General features: G+C 56.9%; 31 protein-coding genes and 1 other RNA gene. 4 read left to right on the top strand and 28 right to left on the bottom strand.

Features of this window, described 5'->3' with window-relative positions:
* Positions 1–31: 31 nt before the first annotated feature.
* Positions 32–220, top strand: coding sequence for a hypothetical protein (locus HWX34_RS17970; RefSeq protein ID WP_178973551.1), 189 nt, complete (start codon positions 32–34; stop codon positions 218–220).
* A 443-nt stretch (positions 221–663) separates the two neighbouring features.
* On the opposite strand, the gene HWX34_RS17965 is transcribed toward HWX34_RS17970, so the two are convergent.
* The 19 genes from HWX34_RS17965 to HWX34_RS17875 form a co-directional block, all read right to left on the bottom strand.
* Positions 664–912: a DUF6538 domain-containing protein gene (locus tag HWX34_RS17965; RefSeq protein ID WP_178973550.1), complete on the bottom strand. Its 249-nt coding sequence runs from the start codon at positions 910–912 to the stop codon at positions 664–666.
* A gap of 221 nt (positions 913–1133) precedes the next feature.
* Complete coding sequence (locus HWX34_RS17960; protein ID WP_178973549.1) at positions 1134–1619, bottom strand: hypothetical protein; 486 nt, start codon at positions 1617–1619, stop codon at positions 1134–1136.
* Positions 1620–2071: 452 nt separating this feature from the next.
* Positions 2072–2485, bottom strand: a complete 414-nt coding sequence (locus HWX34_RS17955) for a hypothetical protein (RefSeq protein ID WP_178973548.1) — start codon at positions 2483–2485, stop codon at positions 2072–2074.
* A 308-nt stretch (positions 2486–2793) separates the two neighbouring features.
* Entirely contained in the window at positions 2794–3450 is a 657-nt protein-coding gene (locus HWX34_RS17950; protein WP_178973547.1) for a hypothetical protein, read from the bottom strand.
* Positions 3447–3785, bottom strand: a complete 339-nt coding sequence (locus HWX34_RS17945) for a MarR family transcriptional regulator (RefSeq protein ID WP_178973546.1) — start codon at positions 3783–3785, stop codon at positions 3447–3449. The genes HWX34_RS17950 and HWX34_RS17945 overlap by 4 nt, the downstream gene beginning before the upstream one ends.
* Positions 3786–3861: 76 nt before the next feature.
* Positions 3862–4203, bottom strand: a complete 342-nt coding sequence (locus HWX34_RS17940) for a hypothetical protein (RefSeq protein WP_178973545.1) — start codon at positions 4201–4203, stop codon at positions 3862–3864.
* Positions 4204–4229: 26 nt separating this feature from the next.
* Positions 4230–4646 (bottom strand): hypothetical protein, encoded by a 417-nt coding sequence (locus HWX34_RS17935; protein WP_178973544.1) that lies wholly within the window; start codon positions 4644–4646, stop codon positions 4230–4232.
* On the bottom strand, positions 4647–7520 hold the full coding sequence (locus HWX34_RS17930) for a DUF927 domain-containing protein (RefSeq protein ID WP_178973543.1): 2874 nt from the start codon (positions 7518–7520) through the stop codon (positions 4647–4649).
* Positions 7521–7606: 86 nt separating this feature from the next.
* A complete protein-coding gene (locus HWX34_RS17925) occupies positions 7607–7891 on the bottom strand; it encodes a hypothetical protein (RefSeq protein ID WP_178973542.1) in 285 nt (94 codons plus the stop codon).
* Positions 7885–8211, bottom strand: a complete 327-nt coding sequence (locus HWX34_RS17920; protein WP_178973541.1) for a hypothetical protein — start codon at positions 8209–8211, stop codon at positions 7885–7887. Before HWX34_RS17920 ends, HWX34_RS17925 begins: the two co-directional genes overlap by 7 nt.
* Positions 8208–8504 carry a hypothetical protein gene (locus tag HWX34_RS17915; protein WP_178973540.1) on the bottom strand — a complete coding sequence of 99 codons (297 nt, stop codon included), beginning with the start codon at positions 8502–8504 and terminating at the stop codon, positions 8208–8210. Before HWX34_RS17915 ends, HWX34_RS17920 begins: the two co-directional genes overlap by 4 nt.
* The gene (locus HWX34_RS17910) at positions 8504–8680 is read right to left on the bottom strand and encodes a hypothetical protein (RefSeq protein ID WP_178973539.1); all 177 of its coding nucleotides are present in this window, start codon (positions 8678–8680) and stop codon (positions 8504–8506) included. Before HWX34_RS17910 ends, HWX34_RS17915 begins: the two co-directional genes overlap by 1 nt.
* A 278-nt stretch (positions 8681–8958) precedes the next feature.
* Entirely contained in the window at positions 8959–9627 is a 669-nt protein-coding gene (locus HWX34_RS17905) for a KilA-N domain-containing protein (protein WP_178973538.1), read from the bottom strand.
* Positions 9624–9944 (bottom strand): KilA-N domain-containing protein, encoded by a 321-nt coding sequence (locus tag HWX34_RS17900; protein WP_178973537.1) that lies wholly within the window; start codon positions 9942–9944, stop codon positions 9624–9626. The genes HWX34_RS17905 and HWX34_RS17900 overlap by 4 nt, the downstream gene beginning before the upstream one ends.
* 9 nt (positions 9945–9953) lie before the next feature.
* The gene (locus HWX34_RS17895) at positions 9954–10229 is read right to left on the bottom strand and encodes an AlpA family transcriptional regulator (protein ID WP_178973536.1); all 276 of its coding nucleotides are present in this window, start codon (positions 10227–10229) and stop codon (positions 9954–9956) included.
* Positions 10229–10423, bottom strand: coding sequence for an AlpA family phage regulatory protein (locus tag HWX34_RS21635; protein WP_178973535.1), 195 nt, complete (start codon positions 10421–10423; stop codon positions 10229–10231). Before HWX34_RS21635 ends, HWX34_RS17895 begins: the two co-directional genes overlap by 1 nt.
* A 680-nt stretch (positions 10424–11103) precedes the next feature.
* A complete protein-coding gene (locus HWX34_RS17885) occupies positions 11104–12372 on the bottom strand; it encodes a tyrosine-type recombinase/integrase (protein WP_178973534.1) in 1269 nt (422 codons plus the stop codon).
* 185 nt (positions 12373–12557) lie between these two features.
* Positions 12558–12922: a transfer-messenger RNA gene (gene ssrA / locus HWX34_RS17880) on the bottom strand.
* A 68-nt stretch (positions 12923–12990) separates the two neighbouring features.
* The gene (locus tag HWX34_RS17875; RefSeq protein ID WP_178973533.1) at positions 12991–13452 is read right to left on the bottom strand and encodes an OmpA family protein; all 462 of its coding nucleotides are present in this window, start codon (positions 13450–13452) and stop codon (positions 12991–12993) included.
* Positions 13453–13706: 254 nt separating this feature from the next.
* On the opposite strand from HWX34_RS17875, the gene HWX34_RS17870 reads away from it, so the two are divergent.
* The gene (locus HWX34_RS17870; protein ID WP_178973532.1) at positions 13707–14390 is read left to right on the top strand and encodes a M24 family metallopeptidase; all 684 of its coding nucleotides are present in this window, start codon (positions 13707–13709) and stop codon (positions 14388–14390) included.
* Positions 14391–14456: 66 nt separating this feature from the next.
* Here HWX34_RS17870 and HWX34_RS17865 read toward each other — a convergent pair whose 3' ends face one another.
* Positions 14457–14921, bottom strand: a complete 465-nt coding sequence (locus HWX34_RS17865) for a DUF2846 domain-containing protein (protein ID WP_370459779.1) — start codon at positions 14919–14921, stop codon at positions 14457–14459.
* Positions 14922–15150: 229 nt separating this feature from the next.
* On the opposite strand from HWX34_RS17865, the gene yjjJ reads away from it, so the two are divergent.
* Positions 15151–16455, top strand: a complete 1305-nt coding sequence (gene yjjJ, locus HWX34_RS17860) for a type II toxin-antitoxin system HipA family toxin YjjJ (RefSeq protein ID WP_178973531.1) — start codon at positions 15151–15153, stop codon at positions 16453–16455.
* A 25-nt stretch (positions 16456–16480) separates the two neighbouring features.
* Here yjjJ and HWX34_RS17855 read toward each other — a convergent pair whose 3' ends face one another.
* From HWX34_RS17855 to HWX34_RS17840, 4 genes are all read right to left on the bottom strand, one after another.
* Positions 16481–17164, bottom strand: coding sequence for a hypothetical protein (locus tag HWX34_RS17855; protein ID WP_178973530.1), 684 nt, complete (start codon positions 17162–17164; stop codon positions 16481–16483).
* 702 nt (positions 17165–17866) lie between these two features.
* The gene (locus tag HWX34_RS17850; RefSeq protein WP_178973529.1) at positions 17867–18745 is read right to left on the bottom strand and encodes a hypothetical protein; all 879 of its coding nucleotides are present in this window, start codon (positions 18743–18745) and stop codon (positions 17867–17869) included.
* 112 nt (positions 18746–18857) lie between these two features.
* Positions 18858–19127 (bottom strand): helix-turn-helix domain-containing protein, encoded by a 270-nt coding sequence (locus tag HWX34_RS17845; RefSeq protein ID WP_178973528.1) that lies wholly within the window; start codon positions 19125–19127, stop codon positions 18858–18860.
* Positions 19124–19450, bottom strand: a complete 327-nt coding sequence (locus tag HWX34_RS17840; protein WP_178973527.1) for a type II toxin-antitoxin system RelE/ParE family toxin — start codon at positions 19448–19450, stop codon at positions 19124–19126. The genes HWX34_RS17845 and HWX34_RS17840 overlap by 4 nt, the downstream gene beginning before the upstream one ends.
* Positions 19451–20379: 929 nt before the next feature.
* On the opposite strand from HWX34_RS17840, the gene HWX34_RS17835 reads away from it, so the two are divergent.
* Positions 20380–20682 carry a GIY-YIG nuclease family protein gene (locus HWX34_RS17835; RefSeq protein WP_178973526.1) on the top strand — a complete coding sequence of 101 codons (303 nt, stop codon included), beginning with the start codon at positions 20380–20382 and terminating at the stop codon, positions 20680–20682.
* Between the two features lie 194 nt (positions 20683–20876).
* Here HWX34_RS17835 and HWX34_RS17830 read toward each other — a convergent pair whose 3' ends face one another.
* From HWX34_RS17830 to HWX34_RS17815, 4 genes are all read right to left on the bottom strand, one after another.
* The gene (locus tag HWX34_RS17830) at positions 20877–21956 is read right to left on the bottom strand and encodes a ribonucleotide-diphosphate reductase subunit beta (protein ID WP_178973525.1); all 1080 of its coding nucleotides are present in this window, start codon (positions 21954–21956) and stop codon (positions 20877–20879) included.
* Between the two features lie 18 nt (positions 21957–21974).
* Positions 21975–22247, bottom strand: coding sequence for a hypothetical protein (locus HWX34_RS17825; RefSeq protein WP_178973524.1), 273 nt, complete (start codon positions 22245–22247; stop codon positions 21975–21977).
* A gap of 71 nt (positions 22248–22318) precedes the next feature.
* Positions 22319–22711: a hypothetical protein gene (locus HWX34_RS17820; RefSeq protein ID WP_178973523.1), complete on the bottom strand. Its 393-nt coding sequence runs from the start codon at positions 22709–22711 to the stop codon at positions 22319–22321.
* Positions 22712–23108: 397 nt separating this feature from the next.
* A complete protein-coding gene (locus tag HWX34_RS17815) occupies positions 23109–25982 on the bottom strand; it encodes a ribonucleoside-diphosphate reductase subunit alpha (RefSeq protein ID WP_178973522.1) in 2874 nt (957 codons plus the stop codon).
* Positions 25983–26202: the final 220 nt, after the last annotated feature.

Here is a 26202-nt window from a genome sequence, read left to right as displayed (position 1 = left end):
AAAGCATATTCTATCACCTGTGGACATACGCTTGTTTGACTATATTGGTCTGCTTGCCAAGGCAACCCGTGATGCTGTCCTGGCCTTCATGGCTGCACAGGCTGAAGTGGACTATGTGAACCGCAAGGAGATGCAGCGCAGAGAGATTGAGGTTGCCAAGATTGAAGGCCGCTACACAGGGAGGCCCAAGTCAGTGGGTGACGCTGCTGTGGCTGCATGAAAGGCTGAGACTGGAGCCACCATCAAGGCCACTGCAGAATACTTTGGCATCGGTGAGAGCCGCGTGAAGAGGGCGTCCCGCGCTTAGAGAATCGCCGGGACAGCTTGCGGACATTCTGTCCGGTCGGTCTGAGGGCTGACTTTGGGATGTTCGGGAGCTTGTCCCTGCATATCTGTTTCAGCCAGAGGGGCACCAGCGCCAACTCTTGAAGGCCCTTTTCCCAGGCTTGCCTTGGCAAGGACGCAACAAGCGCAAAACTCGAATACCTTTTTCCGGCTCCTGCTTCATCTCGTACTGCGGAACCGTCTTGAGAGGCATGTAGTCACCCGCACTGGCACTACCAGAGAGCGCGAGACTGATGCTGGCGAGAATGGCTATTTGATAAGTCTTCACTGCGTAACCTTGGGGACGTTCTGTCATCAGGGGCTTGTTAGATTCTACACCTACGGAGTAAGGCCTGAAACCAGATTGGCTTTCATGGCTTGCCGCAAGACGGAGAACTCGCCTTGCAGGCGCAGGCCTTCATCAGCAGCCTTGAGCTTGGCCTCAGCTGCATCTTTGGTCTTCAGGCTGAAGATGATTTCGTCTTTGCCGTAGTGTTCAAGGAGATCGGCAGGTACTCTGAGACGGTAGTAATAGACCGCACCACGGCGTACAACATGGGCTGTTTTGGACATCGAATTCTCAGTCATGTGTAACACCCACAGGTAACAAAGCATGAAAAAAGCCATTGAGAACCAGTAAGTTACTGATCATCAATGGCTTTTAGAGGTTCTGGTGGGGCGGCGTCTACCGAATTGTGGCTTGAAAGCCACGCCCAGTAACAAACACGACGATTTGAATTTAAAAAGTGCCCCCAAATATGCCCCCACGACTGAACGGCTACCATCTCTTCACCACCCAAGATGACAGATTAGAGGCCTTTGCTTCTCATGACCTGCATCAGGTCATCGACTGTATTGATACGGTCCAGGTCCGCCTTAGTAATCTTTGTGTTCAATGCCCGGCTTAGGCGCCTGACCAGACCACTACGCATTGGGAGGGAATGACGATACCCACCCAAGGTGCTACCCACCCACAGGTAGTCGTACAACCCAATTTGACCGAGATTCGCCCCCGTGGCTTGATGCAGGGCCAGGCAGGCCTGGGTAATGGCAGGCATGGCCGGACTGTGACTGTGTTCCCGCTTCAGTCGCTCGATATCGAATGGTGCAGGCTTCCATGGTCCCGCTGAGAAACTGAGATGAAATTTCAGGTGGGCAATTTTTGTTGTCACCAGCACGGCGCCGGCGACAGCTAGCATGACGGCTTGCAATGGGCTGACTTGTGCGTAACTGACCAGAACCCCGCCAGCAATGAAGAGCATGATGATAGTTGTGATGATGAGTGCCAGCCGCATGATTGCTGCTCGAAGGTGTGACGTTGGCATTCTACGGTTTGTCATGACGCGCTGAATAGCCTTGAGGCAAATAAGTGCTAGGTAGCGTGTCCACTCCGACCTTAAGAGAGTCATGTAGCCAGGCGCTCGACTCCGACCTTATGGCAGCCAGGGGGATGATGCCCTCCATGGGGTTGGTTTTCGCAAACACACCAGCATACGCAAAAATGCCCGCGTTGGGCGGGCTGTAGGGTGCGTACCGCTTTGGAGTGAATACTGCACTGGATACCAGCCAGTGGATACCGGGTTTAGGGTGGCAACCTGACTGGCAACCATGCGGTGGAAACCAGCACTTCGGGTGCGAACCGGTAACGGTGCAAACTGGCCAGCCCTGTTCGTGACATGAATCGCAGGGGGGCAAACCGTTATGACATTACCGCCCAAAATGCTGCATTGCTTCTTAACTTTAGAAATCAGTCTTCTTTTTTAAGTACGGCTTGATCAGGACCGAATACAGGGGAGCCATCTTTTACCCGTATCCTACGGCAGTTTTCTACACCAAGACTCCAGGCTGAGTAGAGGATGCATAGCTTGCTTTTTTCGCCCAAATGCCACTTCCCGACGTCTTGAATAATAATGCTGTCGTCACCTCTCTTTGTGGATTTCGCCCTAAGTGTCCCATCTTTGTAGAAATTCACTTTATACTTTTGCCCATTACTACTGCTACCTGTCATGGTTGGTTCACTGTTCATAAGTTCGATTACTTGCTCAGTTTTTAAAGCAGGGAGCCGTTCAATTGCATCTGTATCGACTTTTGATGAGTCAGTATCGGCATAGACTTTGAAAGTTACGCAACAAATGAAGCTTGCAAGCAATAGTTTCTTCATGATTACTCACTTTGATAGATGGGGGGCTGCAAAATTTTATAGCATGATTTGCTGTCCGGCGCTGCTTGTATTTGTTCAATTGTTGCGTCTCATATCAATCTATAAAGCGAAGGCCTCCACATCGGTGGGTCTTGTTGTACTAGCGCTTATCTTCGCGCCGTCGTCGCTCCCGTATCGCCTCTGCCGCCTCCCGGCCTGCCTCTTTCATCCGCTCGATGATGGCCCGACTGCTACGCATCACGTCGTTGAACTGCTTGCGGGCAGCTATCGCATCGGCGCTGCGCTCACCATGCACCAGGGCGTTCTGGCTACTGGCTGCCTTGCCTTCTTCGGTGCGTGGCCCGGTGCTTTTCTCCCACGGTTTCGACTGTCTGATGCGCTCGGCCTGCTTGTCTCGGCGTTCCTGTGTCCAGCCGTTCCCCATCCTGATACTCCAATAGTTCGTTCGTCATGTTTACACCTGCCGCAGAATCGCTCCGTGCGGGCGCGGGTGAAGGTGTTCCGTTGTTAACTTGCTGCGGGCCGCTGGTGACATTGGCCTGATTGGCAAACACGGCAACACGTGGGTTCTTCACCTCTGACAGCGTTTCCAGCGTAGCCCTGCATTGGCTCTGTGCCTTCATGGCCATCTTCATATAGCGCTCAGTCGATTCGAGGCTGCTGCCGATGTTGCTGATAGCTCGCTGAGCCATCAGATGGAATATGCCGTCGAGCACCTGAGCTTGTGATATCAGGGTGGTTTCAGAAAGCCGCATGTCACCGGCAATAATGGCTTTGCCTCTATCGATGACTGCCCCCATCTGTGCTTCAAGGTCTGGTGGCGTCGGCCCGCTGAATGGGCCTTTGTTGTAAATCTCCATGAGAGTGATTGCGGCCCGGGTGTCAGGTGCATTCACGGCCTTGGCAACTGCTTTCCCAGGGTCGTCATGAGATGTAACTGCCAGTACCTCATTCTTTCTGCTCATTTCCCGCTCCTTGAAAACAAAGCCACCATCTCTGCCATTGACTGACTGCTGCGCTCCTCTGCACCGTCGGCCCATGCCTTGGCCAATACCTTGTCACGCTCCATCGTGCTGGCGCTGTAGTAGGCCGTGACGGGCATTTCCACAAAGTTCTGTGCAATGGCGTTCCACACATCATCACGATGCCGTACAGCCACTAGTAGGCCAGCAGCAACCATGCCTCGCAGGGTGCGGGCCACACTAGGGCGGCTCCCTCCGACATACTCTGCAATGATCGTTGCACTGTATGGGGGTGCGCCGCGTTCGAGGTAGTCGTGTTCGTTGTGCTGCTCCAGCATCAGCAGGATGGCCCGCTTCCGTGAGGTATCACGCCCACCAGCCTTTGGGGTTAATGTGTCGCTCCGCAATGGCACGTTAATTTCCCTCCATCAACCGGTTGATCATGCGTCCCACTGCTTCTTGTCCTACTGCATCCACGGCCTTAACCAGGGCGGGCAGCAAGCGGCGGGCATCAGGGTTGCCACGTAGCAGCCACGTTTCCAGATACTCGGCTTGTGGCCAGTGAATCTTGCGCAGCATGGCGACAAACTCTGTGATGACTGCCTTGGCCCGTTGCTGGCCCTCTGGTGTGCTGTCATCGCTGCCGATGCAGTCAGCTATCACCAGCAGGGTTGCGGGCATACTCAGGTGCATAGCGCCGTCAGGATCGCCGGGAATCGGGGTGAAGTGTTCATGCAGGTTCAGCGGCTTAGTCATTTGCGTTTCCTTCTGCTGGTTGGATGCTATGCGGCCATGTCGGCGGCGTGGTGTACGGCAAGGTGCAATGCAAGGCACTGGGTAAGCTCATGTGCTGGCGTCCTGTCCTCGGTAATCTGGCGGTGCAGGATCAGTAGCCACTCCTCCCTGTCTTGCCGTGTCCACCGTTCCAGCCGACAAATCAGATTGACCTTACTCAGCAGGTCGGCGGGCAGCGCGGGGGACGATCTGGCCATAAAAGGGGCGTTCGCCGCATTCTTTGGGGGGTGCTGTTTTTGAGTGGGAACAGTGGGAACAGTGGGAACAAACTCCTGAAACCCTTGCCAGATAAGGCTTTCCGCTGTTCCCACTTTTTGTTCCCAGTCTGTTTTGTTCCCACTCGACTGGGAACAAACCGTCAGTTTTTCGCTTTCGTTCAGTGCGTTCTCAAGCCAGTCAGTCATTTATTCCGCCCCCTCTAGTGCTGCACCAGTCATCACATAGACATTCGATGTTGAGCCAAGGGCCTTGATGCGCTTCTTGCGGGTGAGGCGCTTGGTCTTGCCCTCGATGTCGCCGGGAAGCATCCAGCCCGCACTAATCAGGGCCTTGGCGGCACTGGTGGGATTGAAGCCTTTGCACAGCTCGCGCTTGAATGGCTCAGACATAACCCAGAATTGGATGCCCCCTTGCTCGTCAGGGCAGGTGAAGCCAGCTCGGTTGTAATAGCGGTTCAGCGTTTCTTCCGGTGCATCGTGCGGCGGGAACCGGGTTGAGCTATTGGACTGCATGAAGGCAGATACCTGGGCGAGCAAGGCGCGGTCGTCGGCAGCTTTGCCAGTTCCATTCTCGGCCAGCCATTCACGGAAACACTGCCGTGCTGATCTGACTGCTTCGCCTGACTTCCAGCCTGTTACACCGTAACGTGTCGCCAGTTCGCCAGCTAAGCCCACCAGGGCGAACCGGGCAGCCACACGGCCCACCTCTTCGGCAGCCCCGGCAGGAATGCTCATGCGTTCCAGCACCATTGCCATGTGGTTGCGTACCTCGGCCCTGATGGTTTTCTGTTCGTCTGGGCTGGCCAGCTTGTTCAGGAATGCTTGACCGGCTGTGCCGTAGTAGCGGCGGGTATTGGCCTTCATGGCATCAGCAAAGGATTGGCCGCTGGTGTGATGGTGCAGAGTCTCCAGCGTGCCCATACCGGCCCCGGCATCAGCAGGAATGGCAGGGAGGCGGGCCATCTGGCCACCCTTGGCGGTTTTCCCGGCCTCTGCCATGTGCTGTGCAAGGTCGATCTCCCCAGCAGACAGCAGCATGACACGCCATGTCTGTGCGGGTCGGTTTCCGCCTTCCCTTGCCATGCGGGCTTTGGCTTGCCCATTGGCAATCAGATAGGCAGCCCCGCCAGCATCAGCGGCAGCAATCTGTGCCAGTTCGTCCAGTATCAGCAGGTTGTCATTGCGGCCCAGGCACAGCGACTCCAGCCCGTTCTGTGTGGTGCGCCATTTCTTGGCGAAGCGGTCAGGGTTGCCCCAGACACTGGCGGCAGGGTCTAGTAGCGTGGAAGTCTTGCCCTTGCTGGTCGTGCCAACATAGTGGAAGCCACCCCCAGACTCTCCGGCCATATCTGCCAACACACCAGCAAATGCCACGCTGATGGCAAACACGATCCGGGTGTTGCCTGATGCCATCGCGGCAATGTGCTGCTGCCACTCTTCCAGGGTGCCGCCTGTGGCAAAGTCTCCATTGTCCGCACCTTGGTAAATCACACCTTCGCCGTCTTGCTGGCCATGCACGGAAGTCGGCAGGACATAGCGCATGTCTTGCCAGCCAATGCGGGAAACGCACCGCAAACGGTCTGCCGTGCGCGGGCTGTGATTCAGTACGTATTCAACAAGCTTGGCACGGGCTTTGTGGGCAATGGCAATGGTCAGCCCACCTCTTGCCAGTTCGCGGCGGAAGTCTGCTGTATCACTGGCTGCCAGCATTTCTACCGGGCAGGCCCAGCGGTGCGGGTGGCCATCATTGTCTTTCCACTCCAGCAAGCGGCCCCAGTTGCTTTGCTCGGCGTCGCGGGTTTCGCCCAGAATGTGCAGCGGAGAGGACAGCCACCATATGGCGTCTTGGTCGTTCTTGTTCTCTGCTTTCTCTACCCAGTACACGCCATCACGCTGCCCCGGTATGCCTTCCGCGACAAAGAACGGTGAAGCATTTTCGGGCGCTGGGGCCATTTTTTCGCCCTCAGAGTGGGAACAAACCGAAGTGGGAACAGAAAAGTGGGAACAACTGGAAGCCTTGCCAGATAAGGCTTTCAGCGGTTCTGTTCCCACTGTTCCCACTGTTCCCACTATTTTTGAGTCACCCCGGTAAATGTGATTTTTGACCTCATCAAGACCGGCAAGCTGGTGCAGGTCGTTGAAGTCAGAGGGCTGCTTGCCATCGTGCTGCTGTCGGTATTGCTCAAGCTGGTCCAGGGTGAAAACCGGGACAACTGATCTGCCATTGGCTTGGAATGCCTGGGCGGCTTTGCTTGCTGCCTGCTGTCCGGTCATGCTGGCGTCGCTGTCGCCACAAACAATGATCTGCATTCCCTCGGGAATGCTGGATGCCATGCGCTCAGAGACAGCCACCAGATTGTGGGCGTTGAATGCCACGACAACAGGCAGGCCAGTTGCCTGATGCAGGCTGCACCCTGTGGCCCATCCTTCGCACAGTAATGCCTGTGTGGCGTTATTCAGTCGGCCCAGCAACAGGGATGCCCCTTTTACTTGCCCACCTGTAAGGAATCGCTTGCTGCCATCAGCGGCAATGATTTGCAGGTTGACCAGCTCACCAGCCATGCGCAGTGGGATCAGCAGCATGTCACGCAACTGGCGTACACCGTGCGGCGTGATGCCCTTGGCTTGCAGGTAAGGATGGTCAGCGCTCACATCGTGGCCACGCTCCCATAGTGCGGCGGCCTTGTCCGTGGCTGCCTGTCGATGCTGTGCGGCCAGTGCTTCGGCCTCTGCCTGTGCAGCGGCGCGTTCCTGATCCAGCTTGGCCCGTTCTTCCGGGCTTGGCTGCTGATAGGGCTTATCGGGCCTGTATCCGTGCTGGATGGCTTGGGAAAACAGGCTGGCGATGGTTACACGCCCAGCGGGCTTAATGCTTTTCCACACGCTTACAGCGGCCTTGTGCTGGTAATTGTCGGCAGCGCGGCTCCACTCATCCCAGATGGTGTAACCGGCTTCGCCTAGCTCGCTCTTTACCGCCATCCCCATCTGCACCCAGTTGTCGCGGTCGTGTGCGTCCAGGTGTTGCAGGGCGGCGCTTATTTGCTCGATCGTGCTGTTCATGAAGTCACTTTCTGGCGTGCCGTTCCCAGGTGCCCGTTATCAGCCCTGGGAATCGGCTTAAAGATATGAAATTGTCGAAGGGGGATTTAGCGGTTCAGGCTGGCCAGCAGTTGGGGGGCGTTCTGGATGATGCGCGCCACTAGCACGGTGGACTGTGCAGCACCATATCGCTGCTGTGCGTCTGTCGCGTCTGCCAGGCATTCGCCAAACACGGCGGCAAAGGCTCCCAGCAGGGTGCAGGCTGCTTCTGTGCGGTCGGTGGCGCTATCGTATGCTGCCGGGTGCAAATGCTCGTTCAGCAGCAACAGAAGGCGGTGGGCGGCGGCTTGGCCGTCAAACTCGGCGGCATGGCGCTGGTTCAGGGTCAGCATTCTTTACCCTCCAGTGCCGAAGCAATACTGCCCATCATGCCGACGATCCAGCCACGGGTACGCTGCTGCTCGATGCTGAGATTGTTGCCAGACAGGCCAAGGCGGATCAGCAATTGACGCTTGCAGGTGCGGATAGCCTGGGCAGGCTCACTACGCAAGGCGGCAGCAACAGCAAAGGCCGTTTCTCCCTCTACGCAGCCCAACACATAACTGGCGGTGTCGTCGTCCAGGTCGTCAAACTCGGTCAGGTGACTATCCAGCAGACGGTTGGCCATTTCGATCAGTTCAGAGCCATTAGCGGCATTAAAGCGGGCGGTCATTGGCAGACCTCCATTTTGCTGTATGCCTGTTTCCAGCGGGCCATCAGTGCGTCTGCATCGCCATATAGGCCAGACTTGCAAGATCCATCAGACATCATGGCCACAACAAGGCGGGCAGTGGTCGGGCGGGTGTCGTCAGTGTCAGCCAAGCTGTCATCAATCTCGACTGTCTCGTCAACAGCGGCCCTGATGTGGTTGATCAGGTCGGACAGGTCGCAGCTAGGTTTCAGCAGCATTTGACCCGTGGCCAGCAGGGTAATGGTCAGGCGGGAAACTTCGGTCAGGGCAGCCATTAGCGCACCTCCACGACAGAAAAACCGACGACGGCAGGGGCAATGCGTACAGCGTGGCCAGTGCGAGCCAGATGCAGGCGGGCAAGGGCTTGGGCCTCGGCTAGATTGGCAGCGGTGCCGATGTTGTGAGTAATGGGGGAAAGGCGCGACAACAGGGCGCGGGAAAGCTTAGGCATGGTGGCCTCCAATGTGGGTTTAGACCCGCCATTCCGAGACCAATCGGGGGTGGCAGGCGCATGGCGGGATTGGTCTACCGGCACATTGGAACCGGCGCGTGCAAGCACGCTCCCACCACGGCCTGCCATAGAAAAAGGCGCACCAGTGGTGTGAAACGGACGCAAAAAATGCCGCAAGTGGCGGCTGTCCGCCAATGTGTTCAGGAGACCAATCCCGGTGCCGCTATTGAACAGCACGGGGCTATTGTTGCCCAGCGTTGCCAAGGGGTCAAGGGCCATCATGCTGTCAGCCTCCCGCTTGCGTCGTTCGCAGCAAGGCGCTGGCGCTGTTCCTGGGCGAAGGTGTGCAGGGCTTGCTTGCGCTCGTCGTAGGCCATGCCACGGCCCAGCAATACCATGTCCTGGGCTTCCAGCAATTCCAGCAAGCGTAGGTCGGTCTTGCTCAGGCTGTTGCGGTCAAGGGCGCTACGCTGACCGGTCAGCACTTCATTGATGAGCAATGCCTCGTTGCTGTAGTGGTGCCGTGCCGTGGTCTTGCCATCGGCTTGGCGTGACAGGTTCAGCATGTCGCAGACGCCGCGGAAGCGGCTGGCGGCTTCAATGCGGGCAGTGTGCCAGTCATCCACACCGGCATGGCCACGCATCAGGCCGTCTATCTGTTCGTCACACCAGATGGCAAAGTCGTCATTCAGCCATTGGGCAAAGCGGACAGCCAGTTTTGGATGAAGCCAGGTGCCGCCAGTCTGGCCGCGCTTCGTTTTGAAATACGGGATTTTCCCGTATTTGCGGGCAAGGGCTGCCAGGTATCGCTCGGTATCAGGAAGCCGAAGCCATTCGTTCGGAACCTTGCCGTATTTCTCAGCAGCCACTGTGGCGTTAAACCAGGCATCAGCAGTGAAGTGCATGGCCTGACCGTTAAAGTCAGCCTGAATGATCTGTTTGCTCATGCGTAGTACCCCCCAGCAGCCACTATCTGGCCATCGCACCAAACACCAAAGGTCGGATTGGCCCAGCGGGCAAAGCACACGTACAGGGCCGGGTGCAGCCAAATTCCATCCGGCTTGTGAGCGTACAGGTCAGCAGCGGTGGGCAGCTCCAGATGCTCTGCCATTGCTGCTAGGTACTCTTGCGTCTCAGGCAGGGCCAGCCATTGCGCGGCGGTCTTGCCAGTGCCGCCAACATGCTCGGCCAGTTCGTCGCCGTGCAGCCAGTCTTTGCCGGGTGCGTGGTCAGTCTTGCAGGGGAAGGTCAGGATGTTTTCCATGTCGCCCCCTTATGCCGCGTCGGCCTGATAGTTGACCGGATCGGCAAGAAACTTCCTGATGTCCTCAACTCTCCAGGCGGTCACTCGCTCAGACAGGCGGATAGGTGCCGGGAACGTTGAATTTTTGACACGTCTCCAGACTGTTGAATCAGAAAACGGGATGATCTGGCGCAGGTCGGCAAGGCGGACAAAGCCGGTTGCAGGCAGTGCGCCGTAGGGGGCGAGGATATTGGCCTGTGCGTCGGCAATCTTGATGTGTTGCTGGGAGTGGGCGCGGGCTTTCATTAAGCGGCCCTCTTTGCACGTTGCGCAGACTCCCATGCCTCAAGCTCTTGGATGTCGAATACGACAGCCTTGCCAAGCTTGATAGGGCGGGGGAAGTCTTGCACGGTATCGCCATTCAGCCAGCGATAGATGGTGTTCCGTGTAACGCTATAACGTGCCGCGACTTGCGGCAGGGGAAGAAAATACGGATGCATAAGAATGCCTTTGTGAAAAGGCAAGGGGCATATCGCCAAGCAAAGCAAATATGTCATGCATGACACAATGCGCCACAAAATGGGGCAGTGTGGAACATTCAATTTTACTTGCTAGGGAATTGACGATATAAAGGGCGGGTTTAGTGTTTCGCTAAATATCCACGCCACCCCTCGCCAGGGGTTGGTAACCGGGAAGGGTCTCGTAAACCCGACTCGATCAGTTGCTTTGAAGTGACTGGCAAATCAGGCTGCCTTGCCGGGCGGCCTTTTTTGCGTCCTGATTAAGTCACAGGCCATATTGTACGGCATCACTCTATATGTACGCGCAATTTGCGGCTGAAATTATGATTTAGTCTTGAACCATGCAAAAGTGCAGGTGCGCTACCCCACGTAATTTTGCGTTATTGGCACGTTATTCGATTCTGTGGCTGTGTTGTATACCCGCAACTAATTCAGCATCGTTTTGTCACGTTCTGCCGCATTTGATGGCATTTGCTTGCAAGGTGTGGGTTGGGTTGCTAAGGTTCGCCTCCTCACCTGATTGCCTGCCTTTTCCAATCAATATCTTGTATTTTTCTGTTTCATTAATGCAACATTGTGTGTGTGCTCGCACAACAAAGCATCGCCCCCAATTGTCATCTTGATTAGTTTTTTCTGATATTGCTGGTGTAAATTCAGCGTCAGGCTGACTTAAACAGCGGCGTCACTTTTGCGCCAGCCTTCAAGCCGTCCAGGTAGTCTGCCCAAGACTGCATCATCTTGGTTCGTTCTGGCAGGTACTCGGCATAGTTGTAGGTTGCCCGGATGCTATTGCGCTCGGCGTGTGCCATCTGGCGTTCGATGGCATCCCGGTTCCATCCCTGTTCATTCAGCAGTGTGGACGCCATATGCCGGAAGCCGTGGCCGGTCATGTCCTCTTTGCTGTAGCCAAGGCGGCGTAGGGCGGCGTTGACGGTGTTGTCACTCATTGGTCGGCCATTGGTCCGTGCGCCAGGGAAAACATACTGACGGCTGCCGGTCAGGGCTTGCAGCTCGGTCAGGATGGCCACGGCCTGCTGTGACAGTGGCACAAAATGCTTTTCCCGCATCTTCATGCGTTCAGCCGGTATCGTCCAAACCCGGTTTTCAAGGTCGATCTCGGCCCACTCTGCTTGCCGTAGCTCACCAGGGCGTACAAATACCAGTGGGGCCAGTTTCAGGGCGCACTGAGTGATGAAGCTGCCCTTGTAGCCGTCGATGGCGCGTAGCAGTTCGGCAATCTTGCTGGGGTCTGTGATGGTGGGGAACGATGTTTTGACGGCGGGGGCAATTGCGCCCACCAGGTCGGCAGCCGGGTTGCGTTCGGCTCGGCCAGTGGCAACGGCATAGCGGAATACCTGGCCGCAGTTCTGCATTGCCCGGTGCGCCGTCTCGATGGCATCGCGCTTTTCGATGCGCTGCAAGCTGGCCAGCAGCTCCGGGGCGGTGATTTCAGCAATGGGGCGGTTGCCCAGCCAAGGGAATATGTCGCGCTCCAGGCGGCGGATGATGCGGGTGGCGTGGCCTTCGCTCCAAGTGGGCAGATACTTGGCAAACCACTCGCGGGCAACGGCCTCGAAGCTGTTTTCAGCACTCAGCTTGCTGGTTGCCTTGGTAACTTTGCGCAGTTCGCCTGGGTCGATACCTTCGGCCAGCAGGCGGCGGGCTTCGTCGCGCTTCTCTCTGGCCTCGCCAAGCCCAGTAATTACCTTGTCAGCTATTGCCTTTCCCTTTTCGTCATACTGGGTCGGCCCGCAGTACACGCCAAGGGCAAGGCGCTTTTCTTTGTCATTGAAGCGGTACTTCAATCGCCAATACTTTGCGCCGTTTGGCATGACTTCCAGATACATGCCCCGTTCGTCACTCAGCTTGAAGGGCTTGCCGTTATCGCGGGGTTTAATGTTCTTGCAGGCAGCGACTGTAAGGGGCATAGGGGGCATCTTTCAGGGACTTGGGGGCATCGACTTGTGCCCCCGTTGCTTATGCCCCCTTTTATGCCCCCTGGGGTGGGGGCATGTCAAGACACGTCATGACACGATAAAAGCCATAAAAAAACCCCGGAAGGCTTATTTTCCGGGGTTCTTGGCACACCATGACACGGTGTGAAATGCTAATTTGGTGGAGGCGGCGGGAATCGAACCCGCGTCCGAAAGTCCTCTACAGTGAGTTCTACATACTTAGTCGTGTCATTTGGATTTAACCTCCGCTACGCCGACGGACAGGCTGAGCTTTGGCGAGTTACCTAAAGTTTCGCACCAGACCAAGTAACCCGGAAAGGCACTAGCAGATGTAAAGTGACACTACAGGGTTTTGACGCCCCCGGCCCATCTGCGAACCGTTGTAGTGTCTAGCCGGCCGTTAGGCTGCTAGAGCGTAAGTTTCGTCGTTTGCGACTAAAAAAATTCAGTGTTTTACGGGATGACTGAAATCCCGGTATGCCCCCATCTGCTTCGCAACCCCCGTCGAAACCAGGTCGCCCCCAGATAAGACTGACGATTATATAGATAAACCGTGCTCAGCACCAGCCCGCCTGTGCAGGGCGTTTTGGCTTACTTGCTGGTAATCTGCACGCCCTGGGCGTCCTTGTCGGTGTTGTAGCGGACAACAAGGTGTTTTGCCGGTACGCCGGATGCCACCAGGAACTGCTTCACCGCCACGGCGCGGGCGTGGGCTACGGCACGGGCATTGCTGCTGCCGTGATGGCAGTAGCCGCGGATGATCAGCTTCTTGCTGGACTGGAAGCTGGCAATCTGGCGCAGGATCTGCCCTTTGCCTGCTTCATCCAGCTCGCGGCTGTCGGCAGCAAACGGAATGAAAGCCGGGTTGGCTGCCATATTGGCATCAATCTTCTTCTCCAGCGCTGCCTTGGCCAGTGCTGCGCTGTCTGCTACCGGTTTGGCCGCCTGCGGTGCTACAGCCTGTGGGGCAACGGCAGAGGCTTGCGGCGGTTTGTGGCTGGAACAGGCAGACAGGGCAAGGGTAGCAAGGCAGCAAAGCAGAATGCGTTTCATGTTGGTTTTTTCCAATAAGGGAAAGGGAAGGGTGCTGTTACGCACCTGTGCGCGGCACGGTAGCGCCTGTCTGTATAACGCGGTCAAGCCCGGCGGGATGACAAGCTTGTATGGGAATTTGCTAATGTAATGCAGTCGATGCCCCCATCCATGTCGCAGCCGGGGTAAATGATGGCGTGCAAGGGCAGCCCGCCATGCCGCTGGCCATGCTAGTTTTGCGGCTGGTTTCCATACTTTCCTGCACAGGAGGTGACATGCCCGCCACCGTGACACCCGGCCCGCAAGCCGTTGGCCCGCAGTATGCTCTGGCCAAAATGCTGCATGCCCGCAACCGCACCTTTGCCGCCATCCACCGCATTGCGGCACAGATAAAACCGGGCATGACCGAACAGCAAGCCAAGCAGCTGGCCAAAGCCACCCTGGAAGACATGGGCATGGAGCGCATCTGGCACGCCATCGTCATCCGCTTTGGCAGCAGCACGCTGAAAACCTTCCGTCAGAAGAACGACCCGGACCATGTACTGGGCGAGGACGATATCTATTTCATCGACCTGGGCGTGGTGTGGGACGGCCACGAAGGCGATAGCGGTGCCAGTTTTGTGACTGGCAACAACCCGGCCATGCACGCCTGCGTGGATGCCTGCCATGCCTTGTGGCAGAGGGTGAGCCAGCATTGGCAAGCCACCGCTTGTGCTGGCACAGCGTTGTACGACTATGCCGCCGAGTGTGCTGCGACGCAGGGCTGGCAGCTGAATCTGGAGGTGCGGGGCCACCGCGTGTCCGATTTTCCGCACGCCATTTATCAGGCGGGCAAGCTGGGCGATTTTGCCGACTGCCCGGATGCCGGCGTGTGGATACTGGAAATCCAGATCCGCCATCCGGTCTTGCCCTTTGGCGCGTTTTACGAAGACCTGCTGTTGCGCCAGCCCGCGCCATAAGGCCCGTGCACCATGCAAAACGCCGGCAAGTGCCGGCGTGATGATGCGTGACAGACAGTCACCAGATCAGGGCGTGCCGTCGCAATGGCCGCCCTTGGCCAGTTCCAGCTTCAGCACATCGGCCTTGCCTTCCTCTTCCGTCACCGGCTCCAGCCCGGCACCGCCCACAAACACGCCCAGCTTGATGTACTGGCGGACAAAGTAGTTTCGACCAGCCTCGGTCATCAACGCGATGGTGTTGGAAGAGAATTCCGATTCAGTGTCCAGCTTGTGCATCACGCCGCCAGCTACCTCTGTGCGGAAGAACACGTCCGGAGCGCTTTCGCCCACGCACTTGCCATCAACAAAAATGTCTTTCTTCAGCGCCTTGCCCACAAAGCTGTTGCGATAAATATAAAGCCCGGCCTTGCCTGCGGAAGGGGCGGCAAAGGTTTTGGCACGGGCGGATTCTTCTTTGGACGCCATGTCGACCGAGGCACAGCCGGTCAGCAGTACGGCAGCGATAAGGGCAGCAGCGGTGCAAATCTTCACAACAATCTCCAGTGATGCGTTAACAAAGATTTACATTTTATCGGTTTATTCCCACGTCATGATTATTCATGACAAATAATTTATCGTGGCAGATCTATCGTGCAGCGGCCTGGTGCTGCCCCTGCCGATTACCCAGCAGGTGACGGTTTGCCACTGCTTGACTACAATAGCTATTCAATAAGCTATTCAATAAGCTATTCAATAAGCTATTCAATAATTCATTCATATCATGTCACGTCATACCGAAACCCTGCGTCAGCAACTGGCTGGTGGATTGCACACTGCACGGCAACTTGTTGAAATAACAGGCTTAAGCCAGCCAACGGTATCCCGCGCACTGACCGCGCTGGGCGATGAGGTACTACGCCTGGGGGCCGGGCCAGCTATTCACTATGCACTGCGCGACACCCGGCGCAGCCAGCTGGCACTGCCCATTTACCGTGTCAGCGATGCCGGGCAAATTCGGGAACTGGGCCGCCTGCTGCCGGTACGGCCAGACGGCTTTGTCATGCAGCATGCTGATGGCGTTTGGCTGCACAGCAACGGGCTGCCGTGGTGGCTGGAGGACATGCGACCGCAAGGCTACCTGGGCCGCGCCTATGCCTCTGCCCACGCCGCAAGCCTGGGCCTGCCCGCCAATCCGGAACACTGGGGCGATGCCGACATTCTGCGCGCCTTGCTGACCCATGGTCATGATGTGATTGGCAATCTGCTGATTGGCGACGCTGCCCGTCAGCATTTCCTGTCCATGCCCATACCGCAGGCAATTCAGCGCGAGCAGGGCTTCCCGGCGCTGGCACAAGCCGCCAGTGCGGGCGAACTGCCCGGTTCGTCTGCCGGAGGCGAGCAGCCCAAGTTCTGCGCCTACACCGAACACGGCCATGTGCTGGTGAAATTCACCGCCGCCGAAGACAACGCCGTCAGCCAGCGCTGGCGCGACTTGCTGCTGGCCGAACACCTGGCCCTGGCCGTGCTGGGCGTTACTACCACGCTGTGGGATTTCGGCCCCCAACGCTTTCTGGAAGTGCCACGCTTCGACCGCATCGGCCCGCTGGGTCGGGTGGCGGTGTTTTCCCTGCGCGCGCTGGATGCCGAATTTGTTGGCGCAGCCCATGCACCGTGGCCGGTGGTGGTGCAGCGGCTGGTGGCGGCAGGCCATGTCACACCCCAGTCGCACGCCGCTGCCGCCTTGCTGTGGGCGTTTGGCACGCTGACAGGTAATACCGACATGCACAGCGGCAACCTGTCCTTCATCAGCCTGCATGGCCGCCCCTACCAACTGGCCCCGGCCTACGACATGCTGCCCATGGCCTTTGCCCCACGCGGCGGTGGCGCACTGGCCGACACCGTGCCGGAGGCCAATCTGCGCGCCGAAGTACCCGCCGACATCTGGCGGCAGGCCCTGACGCTGGCGCAAGACTTCCACACCCGTTTGCTGGCGCATGACGGTTTCTCCGCCCGTTTTGCCCCCTGCATTGCTGCGCTGGGCGCGCATATCGACACCGCCGCCGCGCGCATTGCGCGGCTGGGCTGACCCCGGCCCGGCATGCCGCCGGGTTTTACTCCGGTTCCACCGTTCTGTCTTCCGCTGCCTCAATCCGCCACGCCTGTTTGTTCATCCGTCTGGCCAATAGCTGATGGCAAGCCTCCGCCAGTCGCAATAATTCTGCATTGCTGCTGGGCAAACCGTCCGGCGCGGCAATGTGCTGGGCCAATGCCTGCAAGGGCGTGGCCTGGCTGTTGAGTGCCAACAGTCGGCCATGGGCATGGCGGCTGGCATGGTTAGGGGTAAAGCGCAGCGTCAGCAGCCAATGTCCGTGCTGCCAGCCTTGTCCCTGTTCCAGTACCGCACGTAATACCGCATGGCTGATCTGCTGCCCGGCCTCGGCGGCCATGGCCAATGCCTGGTCGTGGCGTGGGGCGTCGCTTGGGCGTTGTTGCAGGGCGGGGAGGACATGGCGGTTCAGCCAGTGGCGCAGCCGTTGCGTAGCGGGGCGATGGCATTGCAGCAGTGCACGCTGCAGATTGGCTTCCGGCCAGTAGATGTCTGTGTTGCTGTGTTGGTGGTGGGTGCAGTGCTGGGTGGTGAGCAGTTGTTGTAGCCGTAGGCGTAGTCGGCTGCCGAACAGGGCGATGATGTCGTCGGCGCGCAGGCAGCAGGTGTGGGGGTGAAGGTGGAGGCGGATGGGTTTGCCGAGGTAGGACAGAGTAAGGGGAGGGGGATGCAGCTTGGTGTCAGTCATGGCGATGTCCTTCACGTGCAATAGACGCAAGTTAATAGGTTGCTTACTTGGTTTTTTGCTGGTGATGGGTCGCCAAACCCGATGCGTTGTTGAACGCAAGTCTTGGAGGCTAGCGGTCAATATCCATTGCGGCAATAGATGGTTGAGCGGATTTGGTGGGCCAAAAGTTCAGTCTGAAGCGGGAATCCGCTGCGCGGATGATGATTTGTGTTGCCGCTTCCGCGCGGCGGACGGGAAAGAGGGCTTGTGTGGCCAAGCCCTCCTTCACCTCCAAGGCCACCCCACAAGCATGGCCTGCGGCTGCCCGACAGGTCCCGACCGAGGCGAGGCGCGCCTGAACTCGCGATTTGCTAACGTCAAATCGCTCAAACAAAGCAGGCGCTTAACACCTCGCCCCGGCCACCCGTCGGCATGCTTGACGGGGCCGGTGGGCGCGTTGGTGCGGTGGTTTTTCGATCGGAAAAGTGGATTTATTCGAAAGTGTGGCGCGGTGGATCGCCCCTTTGGGGCATCCACCCTACGGGTAGGTGCGTAGGGCGGAAGCCCCAGCGATTTACCGGGGCGTTCCGCCGCGAAATATGCCCGTGTTCGCGATTCGCTAAGGTCAAATCGCTCAAACATTACAGGCGATTACATACCTCGCCCGGTCACACAGTATGTGTATTGGTGTTGTAGATTTTGAAAGTGATAGGCTAGCGACAACTACTGGCCAACATAGACTTTCTTTTCTTTATCCCACTGATAAGTTCTGTGCCATGTTCCATTTTTTTCACGTAACAGAATATTTTTATAGCCATGCATTTCTTTGCTTGAAATGATCAGATAGTTTTTGGCAAAGGCTTCTTCAACCATCTGTTTTGTGTGCTTGCTGTTCCATTCCCCTTCAATCGATTTGAAATAACTCATCGGGGCCGAAAAGATGACTTTCAGTTTGTCATCAAACTGGGAAATCAAATACAGTGCAGATGAAGTGCTGGTGCCACTGCCAGCAAAATTGTTTCGCCATTCGGCATTAATGCCAAATGTTGGATATTCTTTATTGATGCGATAGGGCGTGTTGTCAATATATGTCCATACATCAGGAAATGAACTGCCTTTGTTACATGCCTTGAGGTTGCTCAGGCAGTCAGCATCATTGCCGTCTATGTTGGATGCTGTCCAGTCTACCTTGTCTGTTACAGGCATCTCTGTTTTAGCCAATAAAATATACGCTGACTGTTTTTGCGTTATTTCCAGTCCAAAAACGCCAAGATAGAGTTCCGAGCTTTCGTTTGAGCAGCCATCTGCCCTAAGATCAAGTTGATGTCTTGAAATACCATCCTTGGTGGTGCAAAGCGCGACAATGAATTTTCCATTTTCTCCTGGCCACGGCTTGATGATTGCACCAACAAATGCTGACTTGTCCTTTTGGGGCGCTATTGTGCGGATCAGGTAATCTGAACTCCAGCCAGTTGGCAATTTTTCTTCAAAGGATTTGTTAGGTTCTCTGATGGGCTTGGGGGTGGCCTTGGCTAAGTCGGCGTGGCTAAAGCTGCTCAAAACAGCCAAAAATATCACACGGGTTTTTCTTGAGTCGTTCATGCGGTATCCCTTGATTTAAGAACAACTGTCGAAGTTGACCCAGGCCCGTCAGTCCAAGTCTACACAGCCGTGCCTCTCAGGGTAAATGGGCGGTCGGCTGCGAATACACCCGTTAGCGGATTTCAACTGTCTGACCGAGCGCCGCCGCGATATTGACCAGGGCATCCAGCGAAAACGATGCAATCTGGCCGTTCATCAACTGGCTGATGCGCGGCTGGCTGACACCGCAGCGCTGTGCAGCTTCCGCCTGGGTCAGTCCTAGTTCACTCAGCGTGGTGGAAATCTGGCGCATCAATGCGGCACGCACACGCAGATTGGCCGCTTGTTGCGGGTTGGATTCAAGTGCATCCCATACGCTGATGGTGCTGGGTTCCGTGCTCATGGTTTGCCTCTCAATAGTTGGTTTAAGCGCTGCCGTGCCAAGTCAATATCATGCCTTGCTGTCGCCTGGCTTTTCTTCTGGAAGGCATGCAGCACATAAACAGCATCAGCCCTGCGCGCGATGTAGATCACGCGGTAGCTGCCTGTTGCATCCCGGATTCTGATTTCCTCTACGCCACGGCCAATGGTGGTCATTGGCTTGCTGTCTGACGGTTGCAAACCATGCTGCAAGCGATCCAGTTGGTAGCCCGCGTTCTGCCGGGCGGCATCAGGAAATTCCCGCAGGCAAGCAAGCGCGTTGCCTAAGAAATGGACTGGTTTCATTGAGAACTTTATATCGTTATCAGTATAAGTTCCAATGGAAGCATGATTGTGTTTGGCACTCTACCGACCTTTAGGGAGTGTTCGGCAGGCTTGTCCGGCGTGAAAACGCTGGAGAATTAATCGCTTTGCGGGTGATGTCCTGTGTTACCGCTTCCGCGCAGCAGACGGGAAGGAGGGCTTGCTTGGCCAAGCCCTCCTTCATCTCCAAGGCCACCCCACAAGCATGGCCTGCGGCTACCCGACAGGACCCGACCGTGGCGAGGCGCGCCTGAACTCGCGATTTGCTAACGTCAAATCGCTCAGACAAAGCAGGCGCTTAACACCTCGCCCCGTCCACCCGTCGGCATGCTTGACGGGGCCCATGGGCGCGTTGGTGCGGTGGTTCATTTCAGGGCCGCTGATTGCGTCTGGTTTGGCACATATTTCCCGCAAATTACCCTGATATTTATTATTAAAACCTTTGCCGACAGTGACTGGTCCCGTCAGCGCAAGCCGACGCAGCCGTGCCGCCCAGGGTTTTAAGCGGTCGGCTGTCTGAAGCGGCGCGACGCTAGCGCGCCGCAAGTTCCGGCCGCGCCCTGGGCGGTGTGACTGTGTCGGGGTTTCGACGTGCTGCGGGTCGCCTTTTCTTTGGATACTTTCTTTTCGGCGAAGCAAAAGAAAGTATCTCGACGGCGGGGCGAGACCCGCGAAGTTTGTTTTGTCTTGGATTTTTCAGTATTTTCTCGGGCAGTCGGCGCATAGTGCCACCCATGTCTCCGCACACCTGTCAGCCATCTCTCCGGTCTATGCAGGCGAAGAAAAAGCAAAGTATCTTGACGGCAGGGCAAGACCTGCGAAGTTCAATTAATGTGACATTGTGAGTAGGGGTAAGCTGATTGTTGTGTAATTTTGAATGTCGCCATTTTAATTTTATTATGAGGTAATATATGGTTTTTGGTTATGTTGTGTATAAGATAACATTCCCAAATGGTAAAATATATATTGGTAAGGATGAGGGTGGGAAAGGTCACTCCTTGCAGTATTTTGGGAGTTGGGATGCTGAGTCGGTCGAAATGGATTTCAGTAAGGAAGAGTTGTCGGATTTTACATTAAGGAAGGAGATTTTATTTGAAACAAGTGGCAAGGATGAGGTAAGAAGTATGGAAGGTGTTTTTATTCGTCAATTTCAAAGCAACAATCCTGAAATAGGATATAACCGCACTCATAGAAAAGGATGTGATTTTTCATGATCTGATGAATAGAGCATTGTGGTATATATCAATTTTTTATTTGGAATTGGCATGGTTGTTGATTGAAATGATTTTCCAGTTTTGAAGTGATTTAGTATATTTTTATGGATGTGTGCATTTTATAGAAAAGGCCCTGCATTGCAGGGCCTTTGGGTAGGTTTATTGGTTGTTCGTTAACGCCCAATTAGGGAGCATCAATCCCAGCTCAACGCCCCGCCAGTCTGATATTCGGTAACCCGCGTCTCAAAGAAGTTCTTCTCCTTCTTCAAGTCAATCATCTCGCTCATCCACGGGAAGGGGTTGTTCACGCCCGGGAACAGCTGCTCCAGGCCAATCTGCTGCATGCGACGGTTGGCAATAAAGCGCAGGTATTCCTTGAACATGCTGGCGTTCAGGCCCAGTACACCACGCGGCATGGTGTCTTCGGCGTAGGCGTATTCCAGTTCTACGGCGTGCTTGAACAGCTCGACGATTTCGGCCTTGAAGTTTTCGGTCCACAGCTGCGGGTTTTCCAGCTTGATGGTGTTGATCAGGTCGATACCGAAATTGCAGTGGCTGGATTCGTCACGCAGGATGTACTGGTACTGCTCGGCTGCGCCGGTCATCTTGTTTTGACGGCCCAGTGCCAGGATTTGCACGAAGCCGACGTAGAAGAACAGGCCTTCCATGATGCAGGCAAACACGATCAGCGATTTGAGCAGCTTCTGGTCGTTTTCCAGGGTGCCGGTCTTGAAGGCCGGGTCGCACAGTACGTCAATGAAGGGAATCAGGAATTCATCTTTGTCACGGATGGATTTGATTTCGTTGTAGGCGTTGAACACTTCGCCTTCGTCCAGGCCCAGGCTTTCCACGATGTATTGATAGGCGTGGGTGTGGATGGCTTCGTCAAAGGCTTGGCGCAGCAGGTATTGGCGGCATTCCGGGCTGGTGATCTGGCGGTAGGTGCCCAGCACGATGTTGTTGGCGGCCAGGCTGTCGGCGGTGACAAAGAAGCCCAGGTTGCGCTTGACGATGCGCATTTCGTCTTCGGTCAGCTGGCCGGTTTTCCATTGTTCGATGTCGCGCTGCATGTTTACTTCTTGCGGCATCCAGTGGTTGGCACATTGGGCCAGGTATTTTTCCCAGGCCCATTTGTGTTTGAACGGGACCAGCTGGTTGACGTCGGTGGTGCCGTTGATGACTTTCTTGTCCACGGCGTTGACGCGGCCTGCGTTGTTGCTGTCGGTAGGGGCTACGGCCGGTTTTTGTACCGGGGTGTCGTCAAAGCTCAACATGTATTGGATTCTCCGTGTTTATTTGCCGGCCACGCCTTGCGGGGCGGCTGGCTGGATCTGGTATTTGGCGCCGGGCAGGGCATGGGTGCTGGTGGCGGTGTCGGGCTGACAGGGCGCGTGTTCCAGCTCCATGGCGCTCTGGCGCATGATGCGGATGGCGGTACGGGGGCCGGCTGGCGTGTCGCGCAGCGGCTCGGGCAGGTCTACCAGCACCAGGCCCAGTTTGCGAAAGCGGTCTTGTTCCGGGTGCTGTGCGGCGCGGCTGGCGCTGCAAAATAGGGTGGTGCTCATGCCTGTGTCCCCCGTTGTGGTTTGCTTCCGAAGCCGGCTGACTGCCAACCGGCTTGAGAAGCCCGTCCGGCTTAGTGGGCCGGGTGGCTGTGTTCTTCGTACTGGGCTACGCCGTAGATGCGCCAGTCGCCGTCTTCCCGTTTCAGGTGATAGGCGGTAGCAAATATCCACGGTTCGGCCTGCTTGCGTTTGGCGGTCCAGCGGACTTTTACGCTGGCCAGGTCGCTGCCAAAGGCCAACACTTCGGCCACATAGCAGCTGGCGCTGATGACGCCCTGGTCGCGGTAGTAATCCAGGATGCCGACGGTGGCCTGGTACAGGGCGTCGGTATCGCGTTCTCCAAAAACGGCGGTCTGGCCATGGAATACCGCCACAAAAGGGCGGGTGAACATGGCATAGACGGCTTTTGCATCCAGTGCCGAATAGGCCTGGCTGTATTGTTTGAAAAATTCCTGAAGTGTCATGGGCATCTCTGATTGTTAATGCCTTGTGGGCTTGGCTCAGATGATGGCTGGCCGCGGGCTGGCTGCCATCTTGTTTGCTTTTACACTTCCCCATTCTTAAGCGGGCTGCATGGCAACGCGTTTAAGAATGGGTCAGCCTCGTGGGAGGCTGACCATGTGTCTAAATCAGCAATGCCGATTTAGATTTTTATCGACGTCCTTACTGGCAAGCTTCGCACGCCCTGCGGGCTGGACACCGTCGCCTTGCTCCGGTGTCGTCCGGATTGTTGCTTCGCACCAACCGCTGATTGTTCTGCTTGCCTTACTGGCAAGCCTCGCCAGCTTTTCAAGCTAACCCCGCCGCTGTGCGACGGGGATCAGGGTTGTCGCTTCGCGTCAATCCGTCTTGCTTGCCTGCTTACTGGCAGGCTTCGCAATCAGGGTTGTCAATGCTGCAGAACTTGGCGTCGGTGGCCGGGGTGTTGTCCACTTCGGCAACCGGGGCGCTTTGTTCGGTGGCGGCGTTGTAAGCCGGGTTCAGGCCACTGGCCACCGCGTTGAGTTCGCCACCGCGACCGGTGGATTTCTCGGCGCTGGAGGCTGCCAGGGTGCGCAGGTAGTAGGTGGTTTTCACGCCACGAATCCACGCCAGCTTGTACAGGTCATCCAGTTTCTTGCCGGATGCACCAGCCATGTACAGGTTCAGCGACTGGGCCTGGTCAATCCATTTCTGACGACGCGATGCCGCTTCCACCAGCCATTTCGGGTCGATTTCGAAGGCGGTGGCGTAAATGGCTTTCAGGTCGGCCGGAATGCGGTCGATGCGGCCCAGGCTGCCGTCGAAGTACTTGAGGTCGGCTACCATCACTTCATCCCACAGGCCGGCTTTTTTCAGGTCGCGCACCAGGTATTCGTTGGTGACGGTGAATTCGCCGGACAGGTTGGATTTCACAAACAGGTTCTGGTAGGTCGGCTCGATGCTGGCAGACACGCCAATGATGTTGGCGATGGTGGCGGTCGGGGCGATGGCCAGGGTGTTGGAGTTGCGCATGCCGTGTTGCTTGATGCGTTCACGCAGGGCGTTCCAGTCCAGGCGTTCGGTGCGATCCATTTCCAGATAGCCGCCGCGTTCGGCTGCCAGCAGGTTGATGCTGTCTTGCGGCAGCAAGCCACGGTCCCACAGGCTGCCCTTGTACGACGGGTAGCGGCCACGTTCTTCGGCCAGTTCGGTGCCTGCCCAGTAGGCGTAGTAGGCCACCATTTCCATGGATTCGTCGGCAAATTCCACGGCTTCTTGCGAGGCGTAGGGTACGCGCTTCATGTGCAGGCAGTCCTGGAAGCCCATGATGCCCATGCCCACCGGCCGGTGCTTCAGGTTGGAGTTGCGTGCCTTCTTCACCGGGTAGAAGTTGATGTCGATCACGTTGTCCAGCATGCGCAGGGCGATGCGGATGGTGCGTTGCAGCTTCTCGGCGTCCAGCTTGCCGTCGGCACTCATGTGGGCGGCCAGGTTGACCGAACCCAGGTTGCACACGGCGATTTCGTCGTCGTTGGTGTTCAGGGTGATTTCGGTGCACAGGTTGGAGCTGTGTACCACGCCCATGTGCTGCTGCGGGCTGCGGATGTTGCACGGGTCCTTGAAGGTGACCCACGGGTGGCCGGTTTCAAACAGCATGGTCAGCATCTTGCGCCACAGGCTGAGGGCCGGAATGCGCTTGTACACTTTCAGCTCGCCACGTTCGCCCATGGCTTCGTAGTGCTGGTAGCGCTTTTCGAAGGCGGCACCGTACAGGTCGTGCAGGTCCGGGGTTTCGGATGGGGAGAACAAGCTCCATTCCGCGCCTTCCATCACGCGCTTCATGAACAGGTCCGGAATCCAGTTGGCGGTGTTCATGTCGTGGGTGCGGCGGCGGTCGTCACCGGTGTTCTTGCGCAGTTCCAGGAATTCTTCCACGTCGGCGTGCCAGGTTTCCAGGTAGGCGCATACCGCGCCCTTGCGCTTGCCACCCTGGTTTACCGCCACGGCGGTGTCATTCACCACTTTCAGGAAGGGAACAATACCTTGCGACTTGCCGTTGGTGCCCTTGATATGGGAGCCCATGGCGCGCACCGGGGTCCAGTCGTTACCCAGGCCGCCGGCAAATTTGGACAGCAGGGCGTTTTCCTTCAGGCCTTCGTAAATGCCGTCCAGGTCATCGGCAATGGTGGTCAGGTAGCAGCTGGACAGCTGGCTGCGACGGGTGCCGGAGTTGAACAGTGTCGGGGTGGACGACATGAAGTCGAAGCTGGACAGCACGTTGTAGAACTCGATGGCGCGGGCTTCGCGGTTCACTTCGTTCAGTGCCAGGCCCATGGCGACACGCATGTAGAAGGCCTGCGGCATTTCGATGCGGGTGCCGTCGATGTGCAGGAAGTAGCGGTCGAACAGGGTTTGCAGGCCCAGGTAGCCGAATTTCAGGTCGCGCTTGGCGTCCAGGGCGGCACCCAGTTTTTTCAGGTCGAACTCGGCCAGGCGTTCGTCCAGCAGCTCGGCCTGAATGCCTTTCTTGATGAATTGCGGGAAGTAGTCGGCATAGCGCTCGGCCATTTCTTCCTGGCTTACCGATTCATCCATGATTTCCAGGCGGATGCTGTCCAGCAGCAGGCGGGCGGTGACGTAGTCGTAGGCCGGGTCCTGTTCGATCATGGAGCGGGCAGCCAGAATGGCGGACTTGTTCACTTCGTCCAGCGACACGCCGTCGTAAATGTTCTTCAGGGTTTCGGACAGGATGGCGTCGATATCGATACCGGCCAGGCCCTGGGCGGCGGATTCAATGCCGGCGCGCAGGCGGGCAATGTCCAGCGGCTGCTTGCGGCCATCCTTGCGGATGACGTTGATTTGAATCTGGGTCAGCGCTTCGCCACGGGCGGCGCGTTCTTGCGAGCGTTGTTCGCGGTACAGCACATAAGCGCGGGCCACGTCGTGTTCGCCAAAGCGCATCAGGCTCAGTTCCACCTGGTCCTGGATGTCTTCGATGTGAATGGCACCGCCTTCGGGCTTGCGGCGCATCAGGGCGTTGACCACCAGTTCGGTCAGCTGGGCAACCTTGTCACGAATGCTGGCGGAGGTGGCGCCTTGATGCCCCATCACAGCCAGGAAAGCCTTGGTCATGGCGATGGAGATCTTGACCGGCTCGAATGCCACTACGGCACCATTGCGGCGAATGGTCTTGTAGTGGCTGAAGTCGGCCTGGGGGGCGGCGGCACGGCCGAGTTCGGCGGCGGTTTGCCCTTCAAAGGTGGTCAGTTGCATGGAGCCCTCTTTGGGTGGTTTGCGTCTTTCGCGCTGCTGCTGGCAGGTTGGCCAGGCAGGGCTGTGGACAAGTCTGTTGAAAAGCTGTGTGTTCGTTGTGAATAAACACAATATGTATGTTTGTACTGCTAAGTTGGCCCAAATTCTAGTGGTCTGTTCGTTGCGGGACAAGTCTTGACAGGGGGCGGAAAATTGTGAAATCCACGCCAGATAAGGCTTA

It is taken from the genome of Aquitalea sp. LB_tupeE (assembly GCF_013391415.1).
Classification (GTDB): Bacteria; Pseudomonadota; Gammaproteobacteria; order Burkholderiales; family Chromobacteriaceae; genus Aquitalea.
This window is presented reverse-complemented; position numbering and strand designations above follow the sequence as displayed.